11 protein-coding genes are annotated in these 12,729 nt (G+C 73.5%); 4 read left to right on the plus strand and 7 right to left on the minus strand.

All coding sequences use genetic code 11. The annotated features are described in order from the left end of the window. Positions 1 to 571: 571 nt before the first annotated feature. On the plus strand, positions 572 to 1,129 hold the full coding sequence (locus ACSMXO_RS08700; RefSeq protein WP_455419198.1) for a murein hydrolase activator EnvC family protein: 558 nt from the start codon (positions 572 to 574) through the stop codon (positions 1,127 to 1,129). A 206-nt stretch (positions 1,130 to 1,335) separates the two neighbouring features. Here ACSMXO_RS08700 and ACSMXO_RS08705 read toward each other — a convergent pair whose 3' ends face one another. The 7 genes from ACSMXO_RS08705 to ACSMXO_RS08735 form a co-directional block, all read right to left on the minus strand. Further along, on the minus strand, positions 1,336 to 2,526 hold the full coding sequence (locus ACSMXO_RS08705; RefSeq protein ID WP_455417321.1) for an aminotransferase class V-fold PLP-dependent enzyme: 1,191 nt from the start codon (positions 2,524 to 2,526) through the stop codon (positions 1,336 to 1,338). A gap of 316 nt (positions 2,527 to 2,842) precedes the next feature. After that, positions 2,843 to 3,784 carry a tyrosine recombinase XerC gene (locus tag ACSMXO_RS08710; protein WP_346255899.1) on the minus strand — a complete coding sequence of 314 codons (942 nt, stop codon included), beginning with the start codon at positions 3,782 to 3,784 and terminating at the stop codon, positions 2,843 to 2,845. 34 nt (positions 3,785 to 3,818) lie between these two features. Next, positions 3,819 to 5,024: a DNA-processing protein DprA gene (locus tag ACSMXO_RS08715; RefSeq protein ID WP_455419199.1), complete on the minus strand. Its 1,206-nt coding sequence runs from the start codon at positions 5,022 to 5,024 to the stop codon at positions 3,819 to 3,821. A gap of 161 nt (positions 5,025 to 5,185) precedes the next feature. Further along, positions 5,186 to 6,706 carry a YifB family Mg chelatase-like AAA ATPase gene (locus ACSMXO_RS08720; protein ID WP_346255900.1) on the minus strand — a complete coding sequence of 507 codons (1,521 nt, stop codon included), beginning with the start codon at positions 6,704 to 6,706 and terminating at the stop codon, positions 5,186 to 5,188. 182 nt (positions 6,707 to 6,888) lie between these two features. Further along, entirely contained in the window at positions 6,889 to 7,020 is a 132-nt protein-coding gene (locus tag ACSMXO_RS08725; RefSeq protein WP_455417322.1) for a hypothetical protein, read from the minus strand. Between the two features lie 65 nt (positions 7,021 to 7,085). Beyond that, positions 7,086 to 8,204, minus strand: coding sequence for a threonine aldolase family protein (locus ACSMXO_RS08730; protein ID WP_455417323.1), 1,119 nt, complete (start codon positions 8,202 to 8,204; stop codon positions 7,086 to 7,088). Between the two features lie 51 nt (positions 8,205 to 8,255). Next, positions 8,256 to 8,615 carry a YraN family protein gene (locus tag ACSMXO_RS08735; protein ID WP_346255903.1) on the minus strand — a complete coding sequence of 120 codons (360 nt, stop codon included), beginning with the start codon at positions 8,613 to 8,615 and terminating at the stop codon, positions 8,256 to 8,258. A 363-nt stretch (positions 8,616 to 8,978) separates the two neighbouring features. Here ACSMXO_RS08735 and ACSMXO_RS08740 point away from each other — a divergent pair, with 363 nt between their 5' ends. From ACSMXO_RS08740 to tsf, 3 genes are all read left to right on the plus strand, one after another. Beyond that, positions 8,979 to 10,352: a hypothetical protein gene (locus ACSMXO_RS08740; protein WP_455417324.1), complete on the plus strand. Its 1,374-nt coding sequence runs from the start codon at positions 8,979 to 8,981 to the stop codon at positions 10,350 to 10,352. 512 nt (positions 10,353 to 10,864) lie between these two features. Continuing rightward, complete coding sequence (rpsB, locus tag ACSMXO_RS08745; RefSeq protein ID WP_107258473.1) at positions 10,865 to 11,716, plus strand: 30S ribosomal protein S2; 852 nt, start codon at positions 10,865 to 10,867, stop codon at positions 11,714 to 11,716. Positions 11,717 to 11,848: 132 nt separating this feature from the next. Next, positions 11,849 to 12,679: a translation elongation factor Ts gene (gene tsf, locus ACSMXO_RS08750; protein WP_346255905.1), complete on the plus strand. Its 831-nt coding sequence runs from the start codon at positions 11,849 to 11,851 to the stop codon at positions 12,677 to 12,679. Positions 12,680 to 12,729 lie beyond the last annotated feature (50 nt).

Below are 12,729 nucleotides of genomic sequence, written 5' to 3' on the forward strand. Positions count from 1 at the left end.
GACATGGAGCCGGCCCAGGTCACGGCCGGGCGGGCAAGCCTCGACCGGGCCCGGGCACGCCTCGACCGCTGCCCGGTTCGTGCCCTCGATGGGGTAGCCGCGCCATCCGTCCCGTCGTCCCCGGTCGCCATGCGTCCGTCGCCTGCATCGCGCCGACCCGTCCGCCGTCGCCAACGAGCAGCGCTGGAAGGCGACGGTGAGCCGGCCGCGCTGCGGTGATCGGGCGGTCTCCCAGCCCTGCTGGGACCGTCGCCGGCGCCGGGCGTAGCAGATCATCGGGCTTTGCGGGGGTTTTCCACAGCCGGGGCAGTTGTGCACAGGACGCGGTCCGGAGCGTTGCTGGAACCACGCGGTGCCACGAGGCTGCACGACCATGACGAGGAGATGGCACGGCGGGGGACCGATGATCCTGCTACCGGTGTTGCTGCTGGCCCTGACACCTTCACCGGGGCGGTCCGACGCCACCTCGACCGGCAGGTCGGTCGGGAGTGCCACCGCGCCGACCGCCAGGCCGGGCCGGGACGGCGCCGCTCCGGTCTCGATCGCCGGCTCGGCCTGGGACCGGGTGGCCATGGTCTCGATCGCCGGCCCGGCCTCGGCCACGGTGACCACGGTCTCGACGCCGAGCCCGGCATGGGCGAGGTCGCGAATACCCACCTCCAGCGTGCCCCGATGGTCAGCGCCGGTGCCCGGACGATTCCGGTGGCCGCTCGACGGGGTGCCCCGGGTCGTCCGCCGGTTCGACCCGCCGCCGCAGCCGTGGGCGGCCGGGCACCGGGGCGTCGACCTGGCGGCCCCACCCGGTGCCACGGTGCGGGCGGCCGGGTCCGGAGTGGTGTTCTTCGCCGGGATGGTCGCCGGCCGTCCGCTGGTCAGCGTCGCCCATCCCAACGGACTGCGCACCACCTACGAGCCGGTGCGGTCCGGTCTGGCGGCCGGGGACGCGGTTCGGGCGGGAGATCCGCTCGGCGTGCTCCTGCCGGGCCACCCGGGCTGCGCGGCCGCCGGATCAGCCTGCCTGCACTGGGGTCTGCGCCGGGGCGACGACTACCTCGATCCGCTGCTGCTGCTGGGCCTCGGCCGGGTCCGTCTGCTACCGGTCCCGGTCCATCGCCACCGGCCTGGGTGAAGGTGCCGCTGCCCGCCGCTTGCGGGCGCGGTTGAGCCGTCGTGATCGCAGGGTGCCGCTGGACGCCTCCAGGGTGACGCGGACGCCGGCCGCGACCCTCGGCCGCGACCCTCCGGCCGGGGCCACCGGTCGGGCATCGTTCCCAGAAGCAGCGATGGCGCGGGTGCCGCCGAGCCGCTATCCGGTGACGCCATCCGGGCCGTCGGTCAGGAGAGCGAGGCGAGCAGCGCGGGTAGGCGCTCGGCGAGGCGGTCGTACTCGTCCGCCCGGTTGTAGATCTGGCCGGACAGTCGCAGCCAGCCTCGGTCGTGCCAGGGGTTGACGTTGACCTCCGTGCCGAGCTCGTCTCCGATCCGTTGCCGAAGCGCTATCGCGTCCGGAAAGGTGGTCGCGACGCCGGCCGGCAGGGGAAGGATCCGCATCGACACCGTCGGCCCGCCAGGGCCGATCAGGTCGGCCGGCGCGATCCCGAGAGCCGCGCCGACCACCCGCTGCCCGTACGCGGCCAGGTCCGCGTTGTGCGCCCGGACCCGGTCCAGGCCGAGCGTACGAAGGGTGAACACGCCCACCGGCGCGGCGAGCCAGGCGGTGTAGTCGAGTGTCCCCTGCCATTCGACCCGGTCGGGAAAGCCGGCCTCCTCCTGCCAAGAGACGGCCAACGGCTCGATCCGTGGCCGCCAGCGGGGCGCCACCACCAGCACGGCGCTGCCCCGCGGGGCGTACCCCCACTTGTGCAGGTTGCCGACCCAGAAATCGGCGCCGATGCTCTCCACCGGAGTCGGCAGCATCCCGGGGGCGTGCGCACCGTCGACCAGTACCGGAACGTTGCGCTCCCGGGCCACCGCGGCGATAGCCGCCGCCGGAAAGAGCCGGGCGGTGGCGGAGGTGAGCTGGTCGATGATGAGTAGCTTGGTACGGCCGGGCCGGATCTCGGCCCGGACGATCTCGACGACCTCCTCGTCGGTGGCGGTCAGTGGCACCGTCAGGGTGCGCCGGACGGCCCCGGTCCGGCGCGCCTCCCGATCGACGGCGAGGGCGACCGAGCCGTACCCGTGGTCGGTGTCGACCACCTCGTCGCCGGGCTCCAGCCCGAGCGACTGGAGCACGATGGCGGCCCCGATGGTGACGTTGCCGACCAGGGCCGTCCCGTCCGGATCGGCGCCGAGGAAGCCGGCCAGGTGTCGACGGGCGTGCGTGATCCGGTCGACGAGTCCGCGGTTGAAGAAGCGCATCGGGTTGGCCTCGGTCTCGTCGCGCAGCCGCTGCTGGGCGCGCTGCACGCCGATCGGTACCGCCCCGTACGAGCCGTGGTTGAGGTGGGCGACGCTGGGATCCAGCGAGAACAGCAGTCGGGCGCCGGGGATCGGCACGGGCGGCGGCGGCCCGGCGGTGCTCATTCGGTGATCGTAGCCCGGCGTCGATCGGGTACCGGTCGGGAACGTGTCATCGGGCGGCGGCCACTCGCCGACGGGCGGGAGGGCCGAGCTGGCGGATCCGGCCTCCCGGTTTGGGTCGTCGGCATCGGTCGCCATCGTCGTGACCCACTCCGGCGTCTCGGACCCCTGGCCGAGCGGCCGGACAGTCGGCACGGGCCGTCGGGCTCGGATGGTTGCGCCCTGGCTGGCGGGCCGGACAGGTCGGACCGGGTGCTTGGGCCCGGGTCGTCGGGCTGGGTTCGTCGGGCCCGGGTGGTCGCCCCGTCGCGCCGGGGAGTCAGGCCCGCGGATGTGCCTGGCGGTACGCCGCCCGCAGCCGTTCCACCGAAACGTGGGTGTAGATCTGTGTGCTCGACAGCGTGGCGTGCCCCAGAATCTCCTGCACCGTACGCAGGTCTGCGCCGCCCTCCAGCAGGTGGGTGGCGGCCGAGTGCCGCAGCCCGTGCGGGCTGATCCGGGGCAGCCCGGTCGCACGTGCGTAGGCGGCGACGATCCGGCGTACCACGGTGGGCTGGAGCCGCCCGCCGCGTACTCCGAGCAGCAGTGCGGCACCGCTGTCCGGCCCGGCCAGGCGGGGGCGGCCGGCCCGGAGCCAGTCGTCGATTGCCCGCTGCGCCGGCAGCCCGTAGGGCACCGTGCGTTCCTTGGCACCCTTGCCCAGAACCCGGACCACCCGACGGGCCGGGTCGACATCGCCGAGATCCAGACCGCACAGCTCGCTCACCCGGATGCCGGTGGCGTAGAGGAGTTCGAGCACCACCCGATCCCGCGACGCTTCCGGGGACGCGGCTTCGCCGGGCGCGTCCACCAGTTCGCTCGCCTGGTCGGCCCGGAGCACGGTCGGCAGTTCCCGGTGCGTTCGAGGACTGGCCAACTGGGCACCGACGTCGGCGTCCAGCAGTCCGGCCCGGTGCGCCCAGGCGGTGAAGGTACGGGCGGACGCGGCGCGGCGGGCCAGCGAGGCGCGGGCGGCCCCAAGGGTACGCAGCTTCGCCAGCCAACTCCGCAGCACGGTGATGTCCAGATCTCGGGGCCGGGCGCAGCCCATCCGGCCAGCATGGTCGAGCAGCGCGACCACATCCGCGACGTAGGCCCGGACGGTGTGCGTCGAGCGGTTCTCGACCGAGGCGAGATGCTGGGCGAAGTCGTCGACGCTCTCCCGGAGCGGCGGTGTCAGGGCCTCGTGCCGGGCGCGGGTACTGCGACGGGGCTGGCTCATCACCCGCGACGGTGGACCTCGGGCGTCGGCCACGTCAAGTCGGCTCGCCGCGAGGGCCCGCCGGAGCGCGGCTGGGCCGGGTCGCCGCCGGAGCGAGCACGTACCCCTCGTCGCGGCGGACCACCAGAGCCAGCTGTTCCAGCAGGGAGAGCTTGCGCAGGGCGGTACGCAGGTCGAGGCCGGTGCGCGCGGCGAGGACGTCCGGACCGAGCGGGCCCCGTCGGGGAACCGACTCCAGGATCAGCGCGGACTCGTCGTCGAGCGCATCCTGTGGCCGGTCGGGACCACGAACCGGCGGGGCGAGGTCGGCACCGATCCGTCCCACCTCCTCCAGTACGTGTGGCACGCCGGTGACCAGTCGCGCCTCGGGATATTCGCGGAGCAGTTCGTGCGCCCCGACCGACATGGCGGAGGTGACCGGCCCGGGCACCACCATCGACGGTCGCTTCATCGCGATGGCCCGGCGCAGCGTCTGGGTGGCACCGCTGCGGGCCGCCGCCTCGACCACCAGGGTGCCGGCGGTCGCGGCGGCGATCACCCGGTTGCGGATCAGGAACCGGGGCCGCAGCGGCTCCGCCCCGGGAGGCCATTCGCTGATCAGCAGACCGGCGTCGGAGATCCGGTCGAAGAGGGCCGTGTTGCCCATCGGATAGGGCCGGTCGACGCCGCAGGCGAGGATCGCGATGGTCAGGCCACCGGCGTTCAGGGCGCCCCGGTGCGCCGCCGCGTCGATGCCGAACGCGCCACCGGAGACGACGGTCCAGCCCCGCTCGGCCAGCCCGAAGGCGATCTCGGTGGCGACGTGCAGCCCGTACGGGGTGGCGGCCCGGGACCCGACCATCGCCACCGATCGTTGCAACGCCTCCCCGAGCGACCAGGCACCGCGTACCCAGAAGCAGAGCGGCGGTGCGGTCTCCTGGTCGACCCTGCGACCGGCACTCGGCAGGGTCAGCCGGTCGAGGCTGCGCAGCCGGGTCGGCCACTCCGGGTCGGTGGGAGTCACCACTCGCGCGCCGAGCCGCTCGGTCTGCTCGGCGGCGGCGAGCGCGACCTGCCAGGGGTCTCCAGCGGCCAGCCGGGACTCCACCGTTGCCCGCAGCCGGTGGTCCGGGACCTTTCCGGTGAGCAGCCGACGCAACGCACCGACCGCTCCGAACTGCCGCACCAGGCGGAACACCGCCCGGGTACCGGGCTCGAAGAGCCAGGTCAGAGCGATCCGTGCCAGTCGATCCTCGTCCATCGCCACCGGCTCGTCCAGGTCCGGAATCAGGTCCTCCGGAGTCGGATCGGTCGAGGGCTCGGTCTCCGGTCCGGGGGCGGGGTGTGGTGGTCGCCGCCCCGGATCGACCGGTAGTGCGGGATCGCGGCTCGGGGCGGCCGGATCGGGGCGTGCTGGTCTGGTCATGCGATGCTCCCGGTGCGAAGTTGGGTCGCTTCGTCCACGTCAGCGGCGTCGGGCCGCTGCCGACCGTCGAGGTCGGCGATGCTCCAGGCCACTCGGATCACCCGGTCGAAGCCACGGGCGGAAAGCGCGCCGCTGTCCAGCAGCCGGCGCAGCGCGTACGTGTCGCGAGCCGGCAAGCGCCACCGGGGATGGCGCAGTTGCGGCCCCGGCACCTCGGCGTTGACCCGCCAACCGCCGGCGGCCCATCGGGCAGCGGCGGCGGCGCGGGCCTTGCCGACCCGTTCGGCGACCACGGCGGACGGCTCGACGGTCTGCTCGGCGGCCATCAGTTCCGCCGCACGCAGCGGAGTCACCGTGACCTGTACGTCCAGCCGGTCCAGCAGCGGACCGGAGAGCCGGCCGAGGTAGCGGCGGCGGGCCAGCGGTGGGCATTCACACGAGATGTCGCCGGATGGCTTCGCACACGGGCACGGGTTCGCCGCCACCACCAGTTGCACCCGGGCGGGATATTCCGTGCCGCCCCGGGCTCGGGTCAGCACGATCCGGCCGCTCTCCAGGGGTTGGCGCAGCGCCTCCAGCGCGCCCCGGGCATATTCGGGGGCCTCGTCGAGAAAGAGCACCCCGCGATGGGCCAACGACACGGCGCCGGGCCGGGCCAGCCCGGATCCGCCGCCCACCAGCGAGGCGATCGTCGCCGTGTGGTGTGGGGCCTGGAACGGGGGTCGGCGCAGCAGTCGCCCGTCCGGCGGCAGCAGACCGGCGATCGAGTGCAACGCGGTCACTTCCAGGGCGGCCTCGTCGTCCAGCTCGGGCAGGATCGAGGGCAGGCGCTCGGCCAGCATGGTCTTGCCGGCCCCGGGTGGGCCGAACAGGGCCAGGTGGTGACCGCCGGCCGCCGCAACCTCCAGGGCACGTCGCCCGAGCCCCTGCCCGGCGACGTCGGCGAGATCCGGCCCGGGACGGAGTGGCACCGCCGGCGGGGGCGGCGGATCGAGCAGCGGCGCACCGTCCCGGATGAAGGCCACCAGCCGGTGCAGGGTGTCGACCGCCCGGACCCGTACCCCTGGTACGACCGACGCCTCGGCGGCGTTGTCCAGTGGTACGACCACCCGGGTGATGCCGGCCCGGGCCGCCGCCGCGACCATCGGCAGTACGCCCCGGACCGGTCGGACCGTCCCGTCGAGCCCCAGCTCGCCGAGGACGGCGACCCGGTCCAGCGGGGCGAGTGGCATCTCGCCCGAACCGCCGAGCAGCGCCGCCGCGATGGCGAGGTCGAACGCCGAGCCGTGCTTCGGCAGCGTCGCCGGCAGCAGGTTGACGGTGATCCGGCGGTTCGGCCAGCGCTGACCGGAGTTGACGATCGCGGCGCGTACCCGATCTCGGGCCTCGTTGAGCGCGGTGTCGGGCAGTCCGGACAGCACGACGGTCGGCAGGCCGGTGGCCAGGTCGGCCTCGACCTCGACGACGTGCCCGGTCACCCCGACCAGTCCGACGCAGAGCACCTTGGCGTAACTCATCGGTGGGGCCCGGGAAAGCTGTCTCGTGGCATCGGCATGCTCCCGACCGTGCCCGGAGCGGCGTCGGTGAGAGGGCCGGGCGCAGTGGCCTGTGGACAACCGAGGGCCCTGTGGATGCCCGGACGATCAAGCCGTGACTGTGCTATGTGCCCCGCCGGTGCCCCACCGACCTGCGCGCACGGTCACTCCGGCGCGGCCGGCCCGGCTCCTGTGCCGAGCGGACGCGCGAAGGCGGTCTCCCGTACGGCGGGGATGTGGGTGCGGCGGACCCGGTCGATCCGGAAGACCCGCCGGAGGACGCGCTGGAGTTGCACTTCGTCGTCCGCCGTCCGCGCCATCCTCAACGGAGCCCGCCGTCCCGACCGACCGGTCGACCGGCTCAGCTCCGGTCTTGTCCGGGCGTGGCCGCCCGGTCGAGGAGTTCGTGTAAGAGCGCGACCACCTCTTCCGGGGAGAACGCCATGGCCTGCTCGCCGACCGTGACCTCGAAGCCGCACCTCCTCGGGTCCGGCGCGGAGAGCAGCCACGGGAAGAGTTGGACGCCGTGCTCGGCGATCATCTCCGCACCGGCCCGATCGACGTCCTGTACCGACGCGGGGAGGTGGACGTGGAAGATCGGCGTCTGGGGCGGATCGGGCCAGGCCAGCGCCACACCGTCGGCGTTGATCGCGGCGGCGATCGCGATCGCGTGCTGCCGGAACGCCGGCATCCGGGGCAGCAGGTTGTCCAGGCCGGCGAGCCCGGTCAGCGCCAGCGGCCAGGCATCGTGGATGGCTCCGCCCAGCCGGCTCCGCCACACCGTCGCCTCGGCGATGGTCGTGGCGTCGGCGGCGAGGACGGCACCCCGGATGCCGAGCAGGGCCTTGTAGAGCGAGGTGTAGACGGTGTCGAACAGGCCGGCGATCTCCGCGAACGGCCGGCGGTAGTAGGTCTGCGCCTCCCAGATCCGGGCGCCGTCCAGATGGGCCGCGGCGCCGCGGGCCCGGACGGCCGCGACCTGCTCGCGCAGTTCGTCCCACTCGGGCAGTTGCCCACCGATGTCCCGTTGCGGCAGTTCCCAGACCACCGCGGCCAGCGGCTCCCCGATCGCCGCCAGGGCGGCGCCGGTCATCAGCCGGTGACGGTCCCCGACCGGGTGGAACCGCAGTCCGTGCACCACGTGGTAGCCCCGCTGCTCCCAGACGTCCAGGTGGCTCTGTGGATGTGCGGCGAACGCGCGCCGGCCGCGACGTTCGGCATGGATCCGCAGTGCCACCTGCTGCGCCATCGTGCCGGTCGGAAAGAAGAGCGCCGACTCCGTGCCGAACAGGTCGGCGATCCGCCGCTCCAGCCGAGCGACCGGGGCATCGGGCCCGGCCGGCGGGGTGTCGTCGTCGACCTGGTCGAGCAGCTGCCGCAGCACCGTTCGGGGCATCCGGTGGATCGGTGAGTGCAGGAACAGGGACCGACGGATCGACGGGGCGGGACCGGCGGACGGGTGGGGCTCGGGCGAGGGCATGGAACGAGTCTGATCTTGTTGCCAATCTCTTGCAACAAGAGTTGGTCGTACTCAGAACGCCGCACGCAGATGCTCGACACGGGCGGGGCCGCGGCGCGCCGGGTACACCTCGACGACGTCGAACCGGATCTCCTCCGGATGCGCCCCGCTGGTCCGCAACCACTCGGCGGCCAACTGGCGCAGCCGGCGCGACTTGCTGCCCACCACCGCCTGGGCCGGTGTGCCGAACGCGTCACCCCGACGGGTCTTGACCTCGCAGAACGCGAGGACGTCGCCTTCCCAGGCGATGATGTCGATCTCGCCGTGGGCACACCGCCAGTTACGGGCCACCACCCGCAGCCCCGCCTCGACCAGGTGCCGTACGGCACACCGTTCCCCGTACGCGCCGATCGCCTGTCTCGCCGCTGTCATGGCTGGACCCTGGCCCCGGCTGCCGACCGGGACAACCCTCGAAGCGTCCGGCTGTGGATATCGGGAGGTGCTGTGGACGGTCGGACGATCAAGCCCTTCGGCTGCTATGCGAGCCACTGCTGCTATCCGCGCCACTGCGGCCAAGGGCAGCCGCGAGGCCGGGTTCCTGGAGCGGGGCGAGATCCTCGGCGGGTCACCCGCACCTGCGGCGTGCCGCCGGCCGTCCGGCCGGGACGGCGACGGTGGGCCCGCCGACGCATCGGCCGAGGTCAGCAGCGAGCCAGTGGCGGGCACCCCGTCGACGAGCGACGGCGGTACGGCCGACTGGCGGGTACCCGGGCAGGTCACATACGGTGCGTGGCCGTGGAGCAGCAACGCGACTTCCCGGAAGAGCAGGCGTCCGGCTGGCGGGCCGACGACCGTGGCTACCCCGACCAGCGCTGGCACGGTGTCGGCGAGGACCGTTACCCCGGTACGGAGCAGCCGGCAGCGCCGACCCAGCGCGGTGATCCGGCACCGGACGGCCGGTACGGTCAGCCGTTCGACACCGGCACCGAGCGGTACGCCGATCCGACCCGGTACGGCGCACCGGAGCGTTCCGCCGGACCGGACCAGTACGCCACGCCGGATCCGCGCGGCGGGAACCCGCTCGACGGCGGCGGATTCCCCGGCTTCGGGCCGGCGGGCGCCCCCGATCCGGACCGGCCCTCGCTGGAGGTGCCGTTGCCGAGCTTCGGCGCCGCCCCAACCGGCACCGGGTCCGGGTATCCGCCCAGCCCGTGGGCGGCGGACCCGACCGGGCCGGCCGGCGCCGTCGACCTCACTGGTCGCCTTCAGTCACCGGACAGCACGAGCCGCCTCCCCGTCGGGACGGGGCAGGAAACCGTTGCCGGCCCCCACGACGAGGCCCGGGTCGCCGGACGGCACGATGTCGGCCCGCTCGCGCCGGACCAGGGCTGGGACGCAGGGCGGCACGGCGCCTCGCCGGCCGATCCGGGGCAGCCGCCCGCTGCGGCGACCGATCCGGGACGCCCGCCCATCACCACCGACCAGGGCCGGTCGCCGCTGACCGGGTACCCGATCGTCCAGCCCGGCCGTGGCGGCGACCCCGTCCCGGCGGGCGGTGGTGGTGCGGCCGTCCCGCCGGGCCGTGGCGGCGATCCCGTCTCGACGGGCGGTGGTGGTGAGGCAACCTCTCCGGGCCGGGACGGCGAGACCGGGCAGCCGGCGCGCGGCCCAGACCAGGGCGGCGTGCTGGACCAGCCGACCAACCTGGTGCCGCAGGTCGGTTCGCGGGCCGGTGCGGGTGGCGTACCGGTCGGTGCCGGCCCGTCGAGCCCGCACACCGAGGCGACCGACCGACCCGCGCAATACCGGCCGACCGCCCCGGGGGCGCCGGGACTGCCCGGTGGACTCGGCCAGCCGGCAGGCGACGGCGTGTACCGGACCCGCCGACCCGCTCTGGCCGTGGTCCTGGCACTGCTTGCGGTGATCTTCGAGGTGCCGGCGGTACGCCTGCTCCTCGACGGGGCGTTCGGCGGTCCGGTCCTGCCGTCGGCGGTGCTCGCCGGGACCTTCCTGGTGCTGGGATTGCCGATCTTCGCCGCCGGGCTGTACGGCCTCGTCACCAGCGCCGCCGCGCTGGCCGACCCGGCTCGGGCGTGGCTTCGCCCACCGACCGGCTATCTCAGCATCGGCCTCGTGCTCTTCGTCGCGGCGGCACTCGCCGCCGGCTGACCGGCCCATCCGCCGGACAGGGCCGCGGCCACGGCTGCCCGCCGGCCACGGCCGTGGCTGCCCGCCGGCCGCGGCTGCCCGGCGGCTCGGCGGCCTGGCTGACCGGCGGCCGGCTGACCGGCGGCCCGGGTGAGTGGACCAGGAAGCACCCCGAACCGGGCAGGGCCGGCGGGACGACCGGTCCGGAAGGTGACGTCCGGGCCGGCGGGAGCCCGAACGTCGCGAAACCGGGGCAACCGCCCGGGGTACCGGCGGGTCGGGTTGGCCGGATCTGCCGGTGAGCGGTGGTGGGTGGGGGTTTGTGTGCTTGGTGGGTGCGGCGGGGCGTACACTTGGCGATTGGCGACCGCCCCGTGCGGTCGACCTCGCGTGCCCTCTCCACGGTCCGTCCGTGGAGCGACGGCCCCCTGGTCCCGATTTCGATCGGGTCCGCCATGGCCGGCGATCAGGCGCCAGGACGCCAGGCCGCCGGCCCGGCGTGACAACCAGGGACAACTAAGGAGCACCCCACCATGGCCGTAGTGACCATGCGCCAGCTGTTGGAGAGCGGTGTCCACTTCGGGCACCAGACCCGGCGCTGGAACCCGAAGATGAAGCGCTTCATCTTCACCGAGCGTAACGGCATCTACATCATCGACCTGCGGCAGACCCTCGACTACATCGAGAAGGCGTACGAGTTCGTCCGCGGGACCGTCGCCGAGGGTGGCAGCATCCTCTTCGTGGGTACCAAGAAGCAGGCCCAGGAGGCGATTGCCGAGCAGGCGACCCGGGTCGGCCAGCCGTTCGTCAACCACCGCTGGCTGGGTGGCATGCTGACCAACTTCCAGACGGTCTACAAGCGGCTGCAGCGGATGAAGGAGCTGGAGGCGCTCGGCGACCTGTCGGGCACCGCGCAGGGCTACACCAAGAAGGAGACCCTGCAGCTCTCCCGCGAGAAGGACAAGCTGACCCGCACCCTCGGTGGCCTGCGGGACATGCAGAAGGTCCCGGCCGCGATCTGGGTGGTCGACACCAAGAAGGAGCACATCGCCGTCGATGAGGCCCGCAAGCTGGGCATCCCGGTGATCGCCGTGCTCGACACCAACTGCGACCCGGACGAGGTCGACTTCCCGATCCCGGGTAACGACGACGCGATCCGCTCCGCCGAGCTGCTGACCAAGGTCATCGCGGCGGCCGTCGGTGACGGTCTGATCGCCCGCTCGGGCAAGCGCCGGGGCACCGACGAGAAGCCCGAGCCGGGTGTGGTCGGCGCCGACGAGCCGCTCGCCGAGTGGGAGCGCGAGCTGATCGAGGACACCGAGAAGAAGGCGGCCGGCGAGGCGGAGCAGAAGGCCGGCGAGCCGGCGGGCGTCGCCGCCGAGTGACCCCTCCGTCGGGTTCCGCCGGCTGATCGTCGCAGCCGGCGGGCCCGACCCGGTACGAGGCACGGCGGATCCCGATCGGGGTAATCCGCAGAAGACCACGAATCAGCCGCGTTACACACCGAAGAGAGAGTCATGTCCAACTTCACCGCCGCGGACGTCAAGAAGCTCCGGGACCTCACCGGCGCCGGCATGATGGACTGCAAGAAGGCCCTCACCGAGGCCGAGGGCGACTTCGACAAGGCTGTCGAGGTCCTGCGCGTCAAGGGCGTCAAGGACGTCGGCAAGCGGGCCGGCCGGACGGCCGCCAACGGCCTGGTGGCGCACTCCGGCAAGGCGCTGCTCGAGCTCAACTGCGAAACGGACTTCGTCGCCAAGAACGCCGATTTCATCGCCTTCGCCCAGCTCCTGGTGGAGCACGGCGCGCAGGCCGGTGTCGCCGACGCGGAGGCGCTGCTCGGCAGCACGCTGCCGGACGGCCGGACCGTCGCAGACGCCGTACAGGAGCAGTCCGCCAAGATCGGCGAGAAGCTGGTGCTCAACCGCTTCGCCGCGGTGGACGGGACCGTCGCGGTCTACCTGCACCGCAAGGCGCAGGACCTGCCCCCGCAGGTCGGCGTGCTGGTGGAGTACGCCGGCAAGACCGACGAGGCGGGCGACGCCGACGCGCGCGGTGTCGCCATGCAGATCGCCGCGATGCGCCCGAAGTACCTGACCCGGGACGAGGTGCCGGCCGAAACCGTCGCCTCCGAGCGGCGCATCGCCGAGCAGACCGCCCGCGAGGAGGGCAAGCCCGAGGCCGCCCTGCCGAAGATCATCGAGGGTCGGGTCAACGCGTTCTTCAAGGACTACGTCCTGATCGAGCAGGCCTCGGTCGCCGACAACAAGAAGTCGGTCAAGCAGGTGCTGGCCGAGGCCGGTATCGAGGTGACCCGGTTCGTCCGGTTCGAGGTCGGCCAGGCCTGAGTCGTTACCGCAGGCCCGGATCGCCGTGACCGGGCCTGTGGCGGAGTCGG

The organism is Plantactinospora sp. DSM 117369 (assembly GCF_053764795.1).

Coding starts and splice junctions, on each gene's coding strand:
- ACSMXO_RS08700 (WP_455419198.1), top strand. CDS start 572: ATGGTCTCGATCGCCGGCCCGGCCTCGGCCACGGTGACCACGGTCTCG.
- ACSMXO_RS08705 (WP_455417321.1), bottom strand. CDS start 2,526: ATGAGCACCGCCGGGCCGCCGCCGCCCGTGCCGATCCCCGGCGCCCGA.
- ACSMXO_RS08710 (WP_346255899.1), bottom strand. CDS start 3,784: ATGAGCCAGCCCCGTCGCAGTACCCGCGCCCGGCACGAGGCCCTGACA.
- ACSMXO_RS08715 (WP_455419199.1), bottom strand. CDS start 5,024: ATGGACGAGGATCGACTGGCACGGATCGCTCTGACCTGGCTCTTCGAG.
- ACSMXO_RS08720 (WP_346255900.1), bottom strand. CDS start 6,706: ATGAGTTACGCCAAGGTGCTCTGCGTCGGACTGGTCGGGGTGACCGGG.
- ACSMXO_RS08730 (WP_455417323.1), bottom strand. CDS start 8,204: ATGCCCTCGCCCGAGCCCCACCCGTCCGCCGGTCCCGCCCCGTCGATC.
- ACSMXO_RS08735 (WP_346255903.1), bottom strand. CDS start 8,615: ATGACAGCGGCGAGACAGGCGATCGGCGCGTACGGGGAACGGTGTGCC.
- rpsB (WP_107258473.1), top strand. CDS start 10,865: ATGGCCGTAGTGACCATGCGCCAGCTGTTGGAGAGCGGTGTCCACTTC.
- tsf (WP_346255905.1), top strand. CDS start 11,849: ATGTCCAACTTCACCGCCGCGGACGTCAAGAAGCTCCGGGACCTCACC.